Annotated in this window: 15 protein-coding genes; 10 read left to right on the forward strand and 5 right to left on the reverse strand. The window is 71.5% G+C overall.

Annotated features, from left to right (window positions below; genetic code table 11):
- Positions 1–217: 217 nt before the first annotated feature.
- The 5 genes from ACFPA8_RS16665 to ACFPA8_RS16685 all read left to right on the forward strand — a co-directional run bounded on the left by ACFPA8_RS16665 (position 218) and on the right by ACFPA8_RS16685 (position 4,732).
- Positions 218–604, forward strand: coding sequence for a GntR family transcriptional regulator (locus tag ACFPA8_RS16665; RefSeq protein ID WP_386449087.1), 387 nt, complete (start codon positions 218–220; stop codon positions 602–604).
- Positions 601–1,509 (forward strand): ABC transporter ATP-binding protein, encoded by a 909-nt coding sequence (locus ACFPA8_RS16670; protein ID WP_386449090.1) that lies wholly within the window; start codon positions 601–603, stop codon positions 1,507–1,509. The genes ACFPA8_RS16665 and ACFPA8_RS16670 overlap by 4 nt, the downstream gene beginning before the upstream one ends.
- A complete protein-coding gene (locus ACFPA8_RS16675) occupies positions 1,506–2,585 on the forward strand; it encodes an ABC transporter permease (RefSeq protein WP_386449093.1) in 1,080 nt (359 codons plus the stop codon). The genes ACFPA8_RS16670 and ACFPA8_RS16675 overlap by 4 nt, the downstream gene beginning before the upstream one ends.
- On the forward strand, positions 2,582–3,631 hold the full coding sequence (locus ACFPA8_RS16680) for an ABC transporter permease (protein ID WP_386449096.1): 1,050 nt from the start codon (positions 2,582–2,584) through the stop codon (positions 3,629–3,631). The genes ACFPA8_RS16675 and ACFPA8_RS16680 overlap by 4 nt, the downstream gene beginning before the upstream one ends.
- A gap of 114 nt (positions 3,632–3,745) precedes the next feature.
- Positions 3,746–4,732 carry a DUF3048 domain-containing protein gene (locus tag ACFPA8_RS16685; RefSeq protein WP_386449099.1) on the forward strand — a complete coding sequence of 329 codons (987 nt, stop codon included), beginning with the start codon at positions 3,746–3,748 and terminating at the stop codon, positions 4,730–4,732.
- A 164-nt stretch (positions 4,733–4,896) separates the two neighbouring features.
- On the opposite strand, the gene ACFPA8_RS16690 is transcribed toward ACFPA8_RS16685, so the two are convergent.
- The 3 genes from ACFPA8_RS16690 to ACFPA8_RS16700 form a co-directional block, all read right to left on the reverse strand.
- Positions 4,897–6,129 carry a cytochrome P450 gene (locus ACFPA8_RS16690; RefSeq protein ID WP_386449102.1) on the reverse strand — a complete coding sequence of 411 codons (1,233 nt, stop codon included), beginning with the start codon at positions 6,127–6,129 and terminating at the stop codon, positions 4,897–4,899.
- Positions 6,130–6,310: 181 nt separating this feature from the next.
- Positions 6,311–6,676 carry a PH domain-containing protein gene (locus ACFPA8_RS16695; RefSeq protein WP_386449105.1) on the reverse strand — a complete coding sequence of 122 codons (366 nt, stop codon included), beginning with the start codon at positions 6,674–6,676 and terminating at the stop codon, positions 6,311–6,313.
- A 115-nt stretch (positions 6,677–6,791) separates the two neighbouring features.
- Entirely contained in the window at positions 6,792–8,684 is a 1,893-nt protein-coding gene (locus ACFPA8_RS16700) for a TIGR03767 family metallophosphoesterase (protein ID WP_386449109.1), read from the reverse strand.
- Positions 8,685–9,066: 382 nt separating this feature from the next.
- On the opposite strand from ACFPA8_RS16700, the gene ACFPA8_RS16705 reads away from it, so the two are divergent.
- The 4 genes from ACFPA8_RS16705 (at position 9,067) to ACFPA8_RS16720 (ending at position 13,029) form a co-directional block, all read left to right on the forward strand.
- Positions 9,067–10,365 carry a hydroxyacid-oxoacid transhydrogenase gene (locus ACFPA8_RS16705; protein WP_386449112.1) on the forward strand — a complete coding sequence of 433 codons (1,299 nt, stop codon included), beginning with the start codon at positions 9,067–9,069 and terminating at the stop codon, positions 10,363–10,365.
- Positions 10,366–10,677: 312 nt separating this feature from the next.
- Positions 10,678–11,646, forward strand: coding sequence for a helix-turn-helix domain-containing protein (locus tag ACFPA8_RS16710; RefSeq protein WP_386449115.1), 969 nt, complete (start codon positions 10,678–10,680; stop codon positions 11,644–11,646).
- A gap of 171 nt (positions 11,647–11,817) precedes the next feature.
- A complete protein-coding gene (locus ACFPA8_RS16715; RefSeq protein WP_386449118.1) occupies positions 11,818–12,312 on the forward strand; it encodes a hypothetical protein in 495 nt (164 codons plus the stop codon).
- Between the two features lie 234 nt (positions 12,313–12,546).
- The gene (locus ACFPA8_RS16720; RefSeq protein WP_386449121.1) at positions 12,547–13,029 is read left to right on the forward strand and encodes an MSMEG_6728 family protein; all 483 of its coding nucleotides are present in this window, start codon (positions 12,547–12,549) and stop codon (positions 13,027–13,029) included.
- A 58-nt stretch (positions 13,030–13,087) separates the two neighbouring features.
- Here ACFPA8_RS16720 and ACFPA8_RS16725 read toward each other — a convergent pair whose 3' ends face one another.
- Together ACFPA8_RS16725 and ACFPA8_RS16730 are read right to left on the reverse strand one after the other, a co-directional pair.
- Positions 13,088–13,849: a hypothetical protein gene (locus tag ACFPA8_RS16725; RefSeq protein ID WP_386449123.1), complete on the reverse strand. Its 762-nt coding sequence runs from the start codon at positions 13,847–13,849 to the stop codon at positions 13,088–13,090.
- On the reverse strand, positions 13,846–14,757 hold the full coding sequence (locus ACFPA8_RS16730) for a hypothetical protein (protein WP_386449125.1): 912 nt from the start codon (positions 14,755–14,757) through the stop codon (positions 13,846–13,848). The genes ACFPA8_RS16725 and ACFPA8_RS16730 overlap by 4 nt, the downstream gene beginning before the upstream one ends.
- A gap of 284 nt (positions 14,758–15,041) precedes the next feature.
- Between ACFPA8_RS16730 and ACFPA8_RS16735 the strand changes: the two genes are divergently transcribed.
- Entirely contained in the window at positions 15,042–15,455 is a 414-nt protein-coding gene (locus tag ACFPA8_RS16735) for a VOC family protein (protein ID WP_386449128.1), read from the forward strand.
- Positions 15,456–15,573 lie beyond the last annotated feature (118 nt).

Raw genomic sequence — 15,573 nt, forward strand, 5'->3', positions numbered from 1 at the left:
GCAGGGGGGACAGGGGGCGACGGGCCCGGCGTTGATGCACGCACGCATCGGCGCCGGGCCCTGTTCGTGCGCCCGGGCACCCGCCGTTCCGCGCTGCCGCCGCCGCTGACGCCTTACGCCAGACGCAGCGAACTCCGCTGTGACCAGGGAATGTTGACATCCGCGGACCCTTGCATCACCCTTTCACTACTTGATTAGTGAAAGGGGGGTTGAACGGGTGCTCGAGTTCCGCATCGACCGCCGCAGCGGCGTCGCGACGTATCTCCAGATCGTTCAGCAGACCAAACAGGCAATGCGGCTCGGCCTGTTGGAGCCCGACGACAAGCTGCCCACGGCACGCGAGGTCGTGGAGGCGACTGCCGTCAACCCGAACACCGTCCTGAAGGCCTACCGCGAACTGGAGCGCGAAGGACTGGTCGAGGCCCGGCGCGGTCTCGGCACCTTCGTGCGCAGGTCGCTGGTCGGCGCGTCCTCGAGCTCGCCGCTCGGCAGGGAGCTGGCGGACTGGATGAAGCGGGTCCGCGAAGACGGACTCGACCGCGAGGGCGTAGTGGCGCTGTTCCACGCCGCACTGGACACGGAATTTCCCGAGGGGGAGCAATGAGCAAGGAGACAGCCGCACTTGAGGCTGTGGACCTGGGCATGACGTACGGGCGCAGGAGCGGGCACGTACTGCGCGGCTGTACGTTCCGGCTGCCCACCGGGAGCGTCTGTGCGCTCGTCGGCCCCAACGGCGCGGGCAAGTCGACGCTGTTCGCCGTCGCGGCCGGGCTGAGGCGACCGACCGAGGGGACGGTGCGACTGCTGGGGAGCGCCCCCGGCGAGCACCGCGAGCGCATCGCGTACGTCGCGCAGAACAAACCGCTGTACCCGCAGCTCACCGTCGCCGACACCCTCCGGCTCGGCGCCGAACTGAACCCGGACCGCTGGGACCAGACCGCCGCCGAACGCATCGCCTACGGAGGCGGGGCCGACCCCGGCGCGGCGATCCGCAAGCTCTCCGGCGGCCAGCGCACCCGGGTGGCTCTCGCCCTCGCCTTCGGCAAGCGCCCCGAACTGATGCTGCTGGACGAGCCGATGGCCGATCTGGACCCGCTCGCACGTCATCAGCTGACCGGGGCGCTCATGGCGCAGGCCGCCGAACACGGCACGACCATCGTGATGTCCTCGCACGTCGTGGCCGAGCTGGAGAGCTGCTGCGACCACGTGCTGCTGCTCGGCTCCGGAAGCATCCGGCTCGCGGGCACCTGCGACGGCATCCTCTCCGCGCACAGCCGTCTCACCGGTACGGGTACGGACTTCGCACCGCACACGGTCATCGAGGAGCGAGGCTCCGGACGAGGACGTACCGCACTCGTGCGCCCGTACGGCGAGCCGGACACCGGCGTATGGGCCGTCGAGCAGCCCAGCCTGGAGGAGATCTTCCTCGCCCACCTCCGCAATCCCGGCGCCCCCGCCCTGTTCACCGGGAGGGCCGCACCCGCACCGAGCCAGGAGGCCGCGATATGACCACCCCGACCGAGCTCGATCGCCACCAACCCGAGGGACTCGGCAGTGCGGGTGCTCCTGGTCCGCACGCGAAGCGCCGCCTTCCCGGCCCGGCCCGCTCAGTGCTCCGCGTGCACCGCACGGGGCTGCTGATATGGGCCTCGTTCCTCTCCGCACTCGCCGGAGGACTCGTCTGGCTGTACTTCACAGGGCAGCAGGCCGAGCGTTTCGACTCCGACGTCTGTCTCGCACGCGGTCACGAACCCGGCGTGCCGCGCTGCGCCGACGCGGACGGCCTCAGCGCCCCCGAGTTCTACAGCACCCTGCTCGAACTCGCCCAGACCATGATCACGTACCTGCCGTTCGCCGTCGCCGCGTACGTGGGCGGTGCGCTCGTCGCGCGGGACTTCGAGAGGGGCACGGCTGCTCTGGCCTGGACCCAGTCCGTCACACCTGCGAGGTGGCTCGCCTCCAAACTGGCCGTGCCCGGACTGCTGATCGTGGGCGCCACCGCGGTGTTGATCGTCCTCCAGCGGTGGGTGTGGAGGTCCGGACCCCAGGACCCGGTCCGCTTCTGGTGGGAGCAGGACGCCTTCCACGCCGGCGGCCCGGTCGGCCTCGCCTTCGCCGTCCTGGGACTGGCCACGGGAGCCCTGGCCGCAGTGCTGACGCGCCGGGTCCTGCCCACGATGGGCCTGTCCTTCGCGGCCCTCGCGGCGGCTCACGCCGCTCTCGGCTCCTTCAGGGACCAGTTGTGGCCGAAGGTCAGGGTGACCGGGACCGAGGCGACGGGCCTGACCGACAGGGAGGCCGAGAAGTTCGACGCAGGCATGATCACGGAGAGCGGCACGCGGGCCGGGACGTTCTGCGACGGGAAGCAGTCCTCGGAGGCCCTCCGGCAGTGCCTGGCCGAGCACGACGCCCTGGGCGTCTTCGCCGTGATCCACCCGGAGTCCCACTTCTGGCCGCTCCAGCTCGTCGAGACGGGCGTCGTGCTGGCCCTCGCCGCCGCCCTCACCGCGGCCGCCTTCCGGCTGCTGCGTTCCTCCAGCGGCCCGCAGTCCACTCCCGCCGCCGGTCTGGAGACGCCCGCATGAGCCCCGCACCGAACATCGCTCCCGGCCGGACGGGCGCGACCGAAGGGGGCGCCCGCAACCGTCCGGCCGCCCCGTCCCGCTCACGCCTGCCGCTCGGTCCCCGCGGCCTGACCTGGGTGCTGCTGCGCGTGCACCGCGGCGCCCTGGCCCTGTGGGGGATCTTCGTCACCTGCACCGCTCTCGCGTTCGTCTACCTCCACTTCCTCGGGAAGGAGGTGGAGCGGTCGCAAGCGCCCGGCTGCGGCAACGCCCGCGAAACCGCCCTGAGCTGCGGGCCGGCGGAGATGAACGCGTACGACTCCTACGGCGGCCTGCTCGAAGTCGGAGCCGGCCTCTTCACCTTCCTGCCGTTCGTCATCGCCGTGTGGGCGGGCGGTGCCCTCGTCGGCAGGGAATTCGAGCGCGACACCACGGCGATCGCCTGGACGCAGTCCGTCTCGCCAGTGCGGTGGCTGGCCACCAAGGTGGCTCTCTCCGCGCTGCTGATCACCGTGGGCACGGCCGGACTGACGGTGCTCTTCCGGTGGATATGGCTGTCGGCCGCCGACATCCGGACCCCGGTGTGGTACGAGGCCGACTCCTTCCACGCCACCGGGCCGGCCGGTCCCGCCTACGCGCTGCTGGGCCTGGCCGCGGGCGTGTTCGCCGGAGTGCTGCTGCGGCGGACGCTGCCCGCGATCGGCGCCGCCGCCGGGGCTCTCGGCCTGGTGTACTTCGTCTGCGAGGCGTACAGGTTCGACCTGTGGCCGAAGACCAGGCTGACCGGGGACAAGGCGTCCAACCTTCCGTCCGACGCCTACCAGGCCGAGCTCGGCGTGATCAAGAACAGCGGAGAGCGGGTGAACGAGCTCGTCTGCTTCGACACCGAGCTGCCCGCCGTCCTGCAGAAGTGCCTGGCCGAGCACGACGCGCAGGGCGTCGTCGCCGTGATCCACCCGGAGTCCCACTTCTGGCCGCTCCAGCTCGTCGAGACGGGCGTCGTGCTGGCCGTCGCCGCCGCCCTCACGGCGGCTGCCTTCCGGCTGGTGCGGCGCCGTACACCCTGACGCGGCCGCGGGCCTGCCCGGACGGCCCTTCGGGCACATCTCGGCCGCAACGCGTCGGTAGCGGCGCTCCGCGGGGAACGTTCACCCAAAGGCGAGAGAGGGAGGCGGGCGGCCATGGTGTGGACGGGATCCCGGCGGACGGTGCTGGTGGCGGCGGGACTGTCGCTGCTGGCGGCGGCCTGCGACTCGGAGGACCGCGACGGAGGCGGCGGCGGAGGCGGAGGCGGCGGGGAGGACGACGTGAAGCGCTCGCCCTTCACGGGCGGGCGCACGATCGGCAAGAAGGTCCTCGCCGTGAAGATCGACAACGTGCAGGCGGCGCGGCCCCACACCGGCCTGGACCAGGCCGACATCGTCTACATCGAAGAGGTCGAGGCCGGCCTGTCCCGGATACTGGCCGTCTTCGCCTCCCGCCTCCCCGCCACGCTCGGGCCCGTGCGCAGCGCCCGGGAGTCCGACCTGGAACTGCTGCGGCAGTTCGACAACCCGGTGCTGGCCTACTCGGGCGTCCAGTCCAAGCTGCAGGCCATGGTGGATTCCGCCCCGCTGATCCCCCTGCCGCCCGGCCGGCTGCCCGAGGCGTACACCCGGGGGTCCGACCGGCCCGCGCCGCACAACCTGTACCTGCGTCCCCGTAGTGCCCTGTCCGCGCCCGTCGCCGAGGACGCGGGCGCGCCCAAGGACATCGGTTTCCGCTTCGGTGCCGCCCCGGACGGGGGACGCAGGACGCGGGCCCGCAGCGTCCGCTACCAGGCCGCCCGCTTCGACTTCGCTTGGTCGGCGGAGAGACGCAGGTGGCTGGTGAGCATGGACGGGCGCCAGGCCCGTACGACCGGCGGAGCTTCGCTGGGCGCGTCCACCGTCGTCGTCCAGTACGTCGACGTCCGCGACTCCGAACTGGGCGACAGTTCGGGCGCCGTCACGCCTTACACCGAGACCGTCGGCTCGGGCCGGGCGCTCGTGCTGCGGGACGGCAAGGAGTACGAGGCGCGCTGGAACCGCCCTTCTGCCACCGGCGGCACGACCTTCACCGATTCGAAGGGGAAGCGGCTGCCGTTCGCCCGCGGGCAGGTCTGGGTGGCCCTGGCTCCCGAGGAGTGACCGGCGGCCACTCTCCTCCTCCTCAGCCGCCTCCTCCTGCGCTCGCGCGCTTGCCCGTCCGCTCGTCCGCCCGTTCGTCCGTCCGCCCGGAGGAGCGTCCCGGTGGGACGGCGAGAGTGCCTGGACGCCGGTCGGGATACCGCGATCCCCCCGAACAGGGGCCCTTACGGGACGGCACCCCGGGTGGCAGGCGTGAACAGGACGGGCAGGGACGTCAGACCGCGCGTGAAGATCCCCTCCTCCACCGGCGTGCAGCCCTCCCTCAGGCGCAACTCCGGCATGGCGTCCAGCAGTTGGCCGACGGCGACCTCGACCTCCGCCTTGGCGAGCAGTGCGCCCACGCAGAAGTGCCTGCCCAGCGCGAATGCCAGATGACCGGCTGCGGCGGAGAAGGAGGTCCGAGCGGGAAGGTCCGTGCGGAAGATGTCGAAGGAGTCGGGGTTCTCGAAGCGTGCCGCGTCCCGGTTGGCGGCGCCGATGAGGCAGTTGACGGTGGAGCCCCCCGGAATGACACCGCCGGAGACTTCCACGTCCTCGGACGTCTCTCGGATGATCATGTGGACGGGAGGGGTGTACCGCAGGGTCTCGGCGAGGGCCTGCGGGATGAGCCCGCGGTCGTCCCGCACGGCGGCGAGCTGCTCGGGATGGCGCAGCAGGTTCCCGAAGATGCCGGAGACGGCCTTGTCGGTGGTCTCCCCGCCGGCGGCGAAGAGGAGGCTGATGAAGGCCTTGATGTCCTCGTCGCTCATCCGCTCCCCGTCGATCTCGGCGGCGCACAGTGTGGAGAGCAGATCGTCGCCGGGGTTCTCGCGGCGCTCCCTGATGACGGGGATCATGTAGGCGGCGAGTTCGTCCCGCGTACGGTGACCGGCCGCCGCGACCTCCGGGTCCTGGGAGAGGTTGCTGAAGTACGCGACGATCGCCGTGTACCACGCGTGGAACCGGGGGTGTTCGGACTTGTCCAGCCCCAGCATGTCCACGATCACGTTGATGGGGAAGTGCGTGGCGAAGTCGCCGACCAGGTCGGCCGTTCCCGCGTCGCGCAGCGGCGCGATGAGTTCCCGCGCGTTGTCCTCGATGACGGGGAGGAACTTCTCCTCCAGCATCCGCCCCCGGAACGCCGGCGCCACGAGCGCCCGCCGCACGGCGTGTTCCCTGCCGCTCATCTGCACGAGGGTGCGGCCGTGCACCGGTTCGAGCTGCCAGTCGTAGTTGCGGGTCGTGAACGCCTCGCTGCGGAAGGCCTCTTGGACGTCCTCGTGCCGCGAGACGATGTAGCTGCCGGTGGCCTCGTGCCAGAGCAGCGGGAAGTCCTCCCGCAGGACGCGGTACGCGGCGTAGGGGTCGGCGCCGAACTGCGGCGACAGGATGTCGGGTGCTTCTCTGACCGATGACAAGGCGCCCCCTCGGCTCGTCAGCATCCCTCGGCGGGGCGCTGAGCGCGGCAGTCGGTGCCGCCAACGTAGGCGCGCAACGGACCGCCGATACAGGGGACTTCGCCGTCCCATGGGTGCACGGGGGGCGCGCGGAACGCGACGGCGGCTGCGTTCGCCTCCGGGGCGGTGGCCCCCGGGGTGGCTATCGCGCCACGAACGCCGTGAGGATCGCCTGCACCTCGTAGATGTCGACGCCCTTGGTGAAGGTCTTCTTCAGCGGCGTGGGGCTGCCCGACACCCAGATCTTCAACTCCGCGTCCAGGTCGAAGGTCCCGGCCGTCTCCACCGCGAAGTGCGTGATGCTGCGGTACGGAACGGAGTGGTACTCCACCTTCTTGCCGGTCACGCCCTGCTTGTCGACGAGGATCAGGCGCCGGTCGGTGAAGAGGATGGTGTCGCGGATCAGCAGGTACGCGGCGTGCACCTGCTCGCCCTGCCCCAGCAGCCGCGCGTACTCCTGCTGCGCGGATGCCGGATCGACGGTGTGCGCGTTGCCGAACAGTGCCATGGCAGCCCCCGGTTGGTGAGTGCGTCCGCGTCGCGCGTCCGCCCTTCGAACCGTAACTCACCGGCCGGAGCCGGGAACCGGCGTGGAGACGGGCGGCGTCCTGCGCGGGGCGCCCTCAGCCCACGGGCGCCGGCTCCCTTCCCGCGGCGCGGCTCCCGCCCTTCTCCGCGGGCGCTGCCGCGTTGCCCGCGTCCGAGCCCTTGCCCGCGCCCTTGAGCCCGGCCAGCGGGAACGGTGCCGGAAGCAGCAGTTCGGCGTTGCGGTCGTCTACTTCACCGCGCTGCGTCTCGTCGAGCTGGATGTCGTTGACCGCCAGCTCGCGTGCCAGCGACGCCAGCGCCCTGGGGCTGCCGAGGTCTCCTCCGCCGGAGAGCGGCGCGTCGATGTCCAGCACGGTGGTGAAGATCGCGAGCGCTTCCTCGCCCGCCGCGTCCTTCCCCGCCGCGATCTCCACGACGCGGCTCTGCACCGGCCAGTCGATGTGCGCCGCCGCGGAGACCTCCCAGAATCCGCCCGGCTTCTCGTGGTCCGCGGGCCTGGCGTGGGGCGTGATCTCGTTGCGGTGCGTGTGGCCGTTTGCCATCAGCACGACGTTCGGGAAGCGCAGCAGCAGCGCCTCCACCTCCTCACCCGTGCGGTGGCCGTCCGCGTCGTTCGTCATCGTGCGGATCGGGTGATGGCAGAAGACGACGATCAGCCTGTCCTCGACGTCCTGCTGCCGGACGGGGTCGCCCGACTCGGTGAAGTACGTGCCGCTGAACTCCTTGAGGCGCTCCTCCAGCCAGCCGAACTGGTCCTCGTCGATACCGCCGTCGGCGTTGTTCTGGATGTTGGTCAGCCCGGCGGGGTTCGTGGAGTCCAGCGTGATGTAGCGGATGGGGTCCTTCTCGGCCGCGGGGAACACGTAGTACGCCTTGTCGCTGCCCTGCTGGAAGCCGTGCCCCACGGGCAGTCCGCTGGTGCGCTGGTGCTCGTCGACGAACTCCGCGGGCGTGAGCAGACGTCGGCCGGGGTCCGCCGTGACGTCCTCGGACTCCACGCCGTCGAATACGGCCTTGATGACGTCGATGAGGTCCAAGTCCTCCATCTTGTCCGGGAGTTCAGGACCCTCGGACCACTTCGAGCCGCCCTCGGTGTGCTCCTTGATCGAGCCGACGAACGGCAGGTCGGTGTCGGTCCGGATGTTCCCCTGCACCATCACGTCGTGATTCCCGTACACGGCGTACCAGGGCATGCCCAGTCCCGTGGAGGTGAAGGCGGTGCGGGCCGCGCCCAGCGCGCCCTTGATCTGCGGGAATCCGCGCGCGCTGTACTTGTTGCCCTCCTGCGCGGGCTCTTCGGGACGCCAGTAGTGCACGTCCTTCCCGAAGACCCCTCCCGCGAGGCTTTCGTCGCGGTCGGGCGAACCCGAGTCGGCGCGTACGGACTTGCCGCCGTCGAGCAGGTCGATGTACCAACGCGTCTCGTTCAGCTGCGCGTTGTCGACCGCGTCGCCCGTCACGACCGTGAACGCCAGCGGCAGACCGGTCCTCGGTCCTTCCCCGAGTTCCTTGAGCGAGCGGCACATGGCGTCCACGAGGTGCAGCGAGAGGAACTCGTGCGGACGGTAGGCCGAAGTGAAGGGGTAGCCGGAGTCCGGATCGTCGTTGGAGCGGTCGAGGAACTCCACGCGTGAAGGCGACTGGTCGTCGATGACGTGGAGATCGCTGAGATGCCCGAACGCCACGAGGGGCTGCGGCTTCTCCGGGCGTACGGACGTGATGTCGCTGCGGAGCACGTGCTCCTCCCCGGCACCTTCGACGAGCTTCCGGAACCCGTCGGGCCCCGGCGGGCCGGGCAGGACCGTACGGTCGAGCGTCGTCCCGGCACCGGCACGCGCCCGTGCCTTGTCGGGAGAGGCCAGGTCGGCGGCGGCCACCGCCGCACGGCCCAGACCGCCGGGGTCGATGGCTGCGGCGGCGACGCCCGCCGCGGCGAACGCGAACAACTTCCTGCGTGAAACCGACACCTGGCCACCGTTCCTCAGCTCGAACTCACCGGTCACGGCGGAGACTTCGAATCCCCGGCCACACGGCGACGGATCCGTCGCGACCGACGCGCGCTCCCGGCACCCGGCCCTTCACGCCCCGGGCGATCTACGCGTCGGTAAGTTACCGGCAGTCCACCGGGACCGGGAGTTTTTGTGGCATCGGTACAGAGTCCGCTCCAAGGTCCGCTCCCACGCGTGCGCCGCGCGAACGTGGTCATACTGCCCGCAGGGGCCCCATACGGGATCGCAGTACGGGATTGCAGTACGGGACCGCAGAACACGGGATCGCAGAACACGGGATCGCGGGCCGGTGACCCGGCCGCCCGGATCCGCCGTCGACAGCGAGCGGAGGCGCAGCCTGATGAGCGGCAACCACGCCGGCGACCTGACCGAGGAGACCGTCTTCACCTGGGGCGCACCGCCCCTGAAGTTCGGCGCGGGCGCTTGCGACGAGATCGGCTTCGACCTGGCGCAGCACGGGGCCCGACGCGTACTGGTCATCACCGACCCGGGCGTCCTCGCTCTCGGCATCCCGCATCGCGTGGCCGACAGCCTGCGGCGATACGGCGTCACGGCGGAGGTCTTCGACGGGGTGCACGTCGAACCGTCGGACGCGAGCTTCGCCGCCGCCGTCGAGTACGCGGAGTCCCAGGGGTCGTGGGACGGCTTCGTGGCCGTGGGCGGAGGCTCGTCCATCGACACCGCGAAGGCCGTCAACCTGCTCACCTCGTGCCCCGGCGAGCTGATGGACTACGTCAACAAGCCGGTCGGGCGTGGCAAGGCCCCCGACCGCCCGCTGAAACCCCTGGTCGCAGTCCCCACCACAGCGGGCACGGGCGCGGAGAGCACAGCCATGTGCGTCCTGGACGTGCTGTCGATGAAGGTCAAGACCGGCATCAGCCACTGGCGGCTGCGCCCGGCGCTGGCGGTCGTCGATCCGCTGCTGACGATGAGCCTGCCGCCGGAGGTGACCGCGTCGGCCGGCATGGACATCGTCTGTCACGCCGTCGAGTCGTACACCGCCCAGTGGTACGGCCGCTTCGAGCGGCGCGCACCCGAGGAGCGGGTCACCTACTGCGGCTCCAATCCGGTGTCCGACCTGTGGTGCGAGAAGGCCATGAGCCTCATCGCGAAGTCGTTCCGCCGCGCGGTGCACGAAGGAGCCGACGACGTCCGGGCCCGCACGGACATGATCATGGCCGCGACCTTCGCGGGCATGGGATTCGGCAACGCCGGTGTGCACATCCCGCACGCCAACGGCTACCCCGTCGCCGGCATGGTCAAGGACTACCGGCCGCGCGGATACCCCCAGGACGAGGCGATGGTGCCGCACGGCCAGGCGGTCTCGCTGACGGCCCCGGAGGCGTTCCGGTTCAGCTTCCCGGCCGCCCCGGAGCGGCATCTGCGTGCGGCCCGGCTGCTGGCTCCGGACAAGGAGGAACTGGCCGATCCCGCCGAGCAGTTGCCGCAGGTCCTCATCGACCTGATGCGGGACATCGGCATCCCCAACGGCATCGGCGCCGTCGGCTACGGCGAGAGCGACGTACCGGCGCTGGTGCCCGGCACGATGAAGCAGCAGCGCCTCCTGGCGACGTGCCCCCGGCCCGTCGGCGAGGAGGAGATCACGCGCATCCTGCTCAACTCCGTGCAGAACTGGTGACGTCGGCAGGACGACGAGCCCCGTGCCCTGCCGCAACACCGCTGTGGCGGCCGATGGGTCCGAGCGCCCCGCTGAGCAGCGGGTCCCAGCGGCAGACCGCAGGTGCGGGACGCGGGATGTAGGACGCGGGACGCGGGACGCAGGAGGCCGGAGAGCCGACGGGCCGCAGTGCCGCGCGGGTCCGGAGCAGCGCGGGCCGGTCCAGAACGGGACGGGTCGGCCCGTAACAGGACAGGTCGGGCGAGGAGTACGGTCGAGGGAGAAGGTCCTGACGCCGTCCAGGTGCAGCGCGCTCCGAGCCGGGAGGCGAACATGTCGGTGGATTTTGAACGTGTGCCGGTCGAGCGGTCCGAGTTCGCCACGTCGGATCCCGGTGCGGCGGAGGTACTGAGCGCCGAGATGTACGGCGCCTTCAAGCCGCGGTACGGCCCTACGGAGGGGTTCACGTTCGACGGCCGGCGTACGGCCGCCGGCAGCATGAGCCTGGATCACGTCGTGCATTCGCGCATGAGCATCGACGTCGCACCCCTCGACTACTTGATGTTCGTCTTCGTGACGGGCGGCACCCTGAACGTCACAGCAGGCGACCTGGAGACGCGGCTGCGGATCGGCGACACCGCGGTCTTCCCCGCCGGCGTGCCCCTCTCGATGAGCTGGGACCGACTCGGCAAGGAAGTCATCTCGGTGCCGCTGAAGGCCGCCGAGCAGGCCGCAGCCGAGACCGGCGGCGGTGACGGGGTGAACTTCGTCGGGACGACCCCCGTCTCCGCCGCCATGGACCGGTTCTGGCGCTCCACGGCCGGCTTCGTCGCCCACCAGCTGGAGACGCCCGACAGTCCTCTCTCCGAGCCGCTGGTCTACGCCCAGACGCTCAATCTGCTCGGCGCCGCGGCAGTGAAGACGTTCCCGAACACCACCATGACCGCCGACTACCAGCCCGGCCCCGGCACGATCACGCCGGCGGTGCTCCGCCGCGCGGCCGAGTTCATCGACGGCAACGCCGAGAAGCCCCTCACCCTGACCGACATCGCCCGTGCCGTGTCCGTCACCCCGCGTGCGCTGCAGGACGCCTTCACCGGCCAGTACGGCACGAGTCCGCTGGGCTACCTGCGGCGCGTCCGGCTGGAGCGGGCCCGCCGCGACCTGCAGGCCGCCGACCCCTCCACGGGAGAAACCGTCGAATCCGTCGCCACCCGCTGGGGTTTCCTCAACCGCGGCAAGTTCTTCGCGTCCTACCACGAGCACTACGGCCAGCACCCCGCCCGTACGCTCCGGTCCTGACGGGTTTCTCGGGCCCGAGTGAGGAACGCCACGACGGCGGGGTGGCCCCGCCGTCCGCAGCGCCGCTGAACTGCGCGGCAACTACGGGGCGTCCGGGCACACCGGCCCGCGACGACCAGGGTGAGTACGTCTACTCATGTCGGACCTGGCACGCCGTGCCACGCTGGGTCCATGCGAATACAGGGGATGCATCAGCTGGCCGCCGGCGTTCTGACCGTCGCCGTGCCCGTGGCCACCTGGGGTCTGATCGGACGGCAGGACGAGCAGGGCGTACCGCCCTCTCAGCTCGACCGTGCCGTCCAGCCGCCGGACATCCCGGCAGGGGTGGAGACCGCGCTCGGCATCGGCGGCCTCGTGCTGGCGGTGGCGAGTGCGGCACTGCTCGTACGTGCCACACGCCGCGGTTCGTTCGACGGCCGCTGGTGGCAGGTGCTGGCGCCGCTGGTCGCGGCCGGCCTGCTGGCAGGCGCGGGCTGGCGGGTGGTGACCGCCGGGGTGATCGGAGCCAACATCGGAGCCGGTCTGATTCTCGTCGTCGGCACCCCGCTGGTGGCCGGGCTGGTCCTGTGGGCGATCGGCCGCGGGGTCTGGCTGGCACGCCCCTCCGGCGGCGGCGGTCTCGGCAGCGGTTTCACGCCGGGAAGCACGGCAGGCTCCGGCGCCTGACCGCCTGACCGCCTGACCGCCTGACCGCCTGACCGCCTGACCGCCCGACACCCTGACAGCAGGACGGCACCGGCGTGACGCGCCGCGGCAGGGACCCGGATCCGGATCCGGGCTGTACGGCAGTGGGGCGCCCAGCGCCACGGCAACCGGCCGGCGTCCGCCGTGGCGGCAGACCCCTCGGACGCCCGGCTGTGGTGCTTCGCCGCGGTTCCCCCGTCCGGTAGGGACGAGCGCATGCAGACCTTCCTGCCCTGTGCGGACTTCGTGGAAGCGGCGCTGGTCCTGGACCGCCGCCGGCTCGGCAAGCAGCGCGTCGAGGCGCTGCAGGTACTCCGCGGCCTGACCGTGCCGGGCTACGGGTGGCGCCGGCACCCCGCCGTGCGGATGTGGGCCGGGTACGAGGAGGCGCTCGTCCGCTACGGGCTGGAGGTCTGCCGGGTGTGGAGTGACCACGGCCACCAGGACAGCTGTGCGGCCTCACTCGTCGCGGATCTCACCGCGTTCCGTCCCGGCACACCAGTACGCGACCAGCCGCAGCTGCTGGCGGCCGGCGAACTGCCTCCCTGGCTGGGTGACGAAGCCTTCCACCGCAGCCACCAGTCGGCGCTGATCCGCAAGGACCCGGCCACGTACGCACCGCTCTTCCCGGGCGTCCCGGACGACCTTCCGTACGTCTGGCCGCCGTCGGACCGGACCGGTCCGCTCGCCGGCGGCTGACGGGACCGCGCCTCCCGGCCGGTCGCGCCGCGAACCCGCGAGATCCGGACGACGCGCCCTATGTCGTCAGCAGGTCGGCCAGCCTGTCGTGAACACCTTCCTTGCCCTCCGCCCGGCTCGGCGCCAGATCCGTCCGTACGCGTGAGTCCCGGGAAAGGACGTGCAACCGTCCGTGGCTGCGGGCCAGGACCAGATCGGTACTGCCTTCGGCGACCTCGGCCGACCCCTGCGTGGTGTAGTGGGTGACGGTGACCAGCGCCGACCGCTCCGCCCCGGCCAGCACGTCGTCGACGTCCCCCGCCGCGACCGGGTCCGCGGAGCGGCCGCGGGGCAGCCAGTCGATGAGCATGTCGAGTGCCTCGTCGAGCTTGTACAGACCGATCTCGTGGACGCCGAGCGCGTCGATGCGGACCGTCAGGCAGATCCGCTCGGGCTGGGGGAGCAGCAGAATCCGCCACGGCTCCCCCGTGTCCGTGCCGGTCGTGCGGGCGTCGAGCACTTTCCGGGCCCTGCGCTGGAACGCCACGACGATGCCCAGGTCTCCGCGTACCTCGACCTGCTCGCTCGTCGACCCCGCCAGCAGCAGCTGACGGGCCGCCAGCGAGCGGACGGCTTCGGCGAGCACGTCGTCAGCGGGCCGGGCCTCGAGGAAGTCCACGATCGCGTCCACGGCGGTGAGCTCGGCCACGGTGTAGGCACCGAGCTGTACCGGTCCGGTGCCGACGAGGTTCACCACGGCCGACACCAGCCCCTCGGGGACGGACGCGTCTCCGGGTTCCTGCGGCCCGGGCGAAGGGCCGTTCCGCTGGGCGCCGTTCATGCCGCTCCTCTCTCCTGCCACTCGTCCACCGCGGGCGGACCGGGGCTCTCCCGCAGAATCGCGGCGGCGCTGCGCGACGGCGTCTCCGTGATCCACACCTCGGAGTTGCCGAACAGCCCCCGCCCGGCCCTGCCGGACAGGGCCCGGCCCAGTTCGCCGACCAGGTCCTCCCGGTCCGGCGGGGGGAACCGGGCCGCCAGGTCCTGGGACACGGCGGTGACGTCGTCGTCCTCCTCGATCCGGCGCAGTGCCCGGGTCAGCGACCGCGCGACCGGGGGCGTCAGGGAGGTGGGCACTGCCAGGGCCGGTGACAGGTACATCGGGCGCCGCTCGGTCATCCGCGACAGACCCCAGGGGCCGACGTTGCTCCGGGTGATCCGGTACACCACGTAGTCCGCGAGGTGCCGGAGGTCGTTCAGGCTGGGCAGCTTGCGCTCGCCGAAGGCGGCCGGGGTCTTCTCCAGCTGTACCCAGGTGCCCTGCGCGGTGCGCCCGTGCAGCTTCTCCCGCACCACCTGACCGCGCATCCCGATGTCGGGATAGAGGTTCTTGTCGATGTCGCGGTGGTGGCTGGAGACGCGTCGGCGGCTGCCCTTGGCGGACCGCCATTCCTCGTACAGCCGGCGGTCGTCCACCAGCACATGACCGCCGCACAGCACGTCGTGCAGCTGGGGCACCTGGAGCCCGTTCCGTTCGAGATCGGCGAGGACCGCCGCCTCGTCGGCGCTGAGGCGCCTGACCGCCGCCAGCAGCCCTTTCCGGTACGCCCCTGCCCTGGCGGTGATCTCGATCATGAGCCGGACCCTGCGGCGCTGCTCCTCGGCCTGCCGGGTCCGTACGGCGTCGGAAGGCGCCTTACGTCCTCGCCCGGTGCGCGGGAACGGCACCGGTGTGTGCTTGCGCTTCACCTGGCCAGTACAGCACCGCCGGCAGCAACGCGCCCGGGCTCGGCTCCCCCGGGGGCCCGGCCGTTCCGGGGGAGGCGGCGCCGGCCCGGCGGCTCTCGGCGCGGAGCGTCGGGGACGCGCGGTCGCCCCTGTCCGTACGGCCTGTGTCGTCCGGCGGGGTGAGGGGCCGCCTCGTCGGCTCCGGCAGCAGGCCGGCTGCGGGGGCCGTTCACGGCGGGCGCCTTCGCCGCTCGCTCCCGTTAGTGTGTGAAATCAGACTTTTACCTCGATTTCGGGAGGTTCTCATGGGTTCGCAGCTCAACCCGTATCTCAGCTTCGGCGGCGACGCCCGCCAGGCGATGGAGTTCTACAAGACGGTCTTCGGCGGCACGCTGGCCCTGCACACCTTCGGCGACTTCGGCCGGAGCGGCACACCGGAGGCCGACAAGATCATGCACGGCACGCTGGAGACGCCGAGCGGCTTCACCCTGATGGGAGCCGACACCCCGCCGGGGATGGAGCACACCCCGGGCAACAACTTCTCCGTGAGCCTCAGTGGCGACGACGACACCGAACTGCGGGGCTACTGGGAGAAGTTGTCCGCCGGCGGCTCCGTGGCGGTGCCGCTGGAGAAGCAGATGTGGGGCGACGTCTTCGGCATGTGCACGGACAAGTTCGGCGTCCCCTGGATGGTCAACATCGGCGAGCCGCGGGGCTGACCGTCCGCAGGCAGGGCCCGGTCGTCGTACAGGAGGCCCGCGCCTCGGCTTGGGTTCCAGTGGTCGTCGGCCGGCAGCCGCAGCCCCCCGCGCCGCGGCTGCCCGACCGGCGTGGGTG

Source organism: Streptomyces ovatisporus (assembly GCF_042653885.1).
Lineage (GTDB): Bacteria > Actinomycetota > Actinomycetes > Streptomycetales > Streptomycetaceae > Streptomyces > Streptomyces ovatisporus.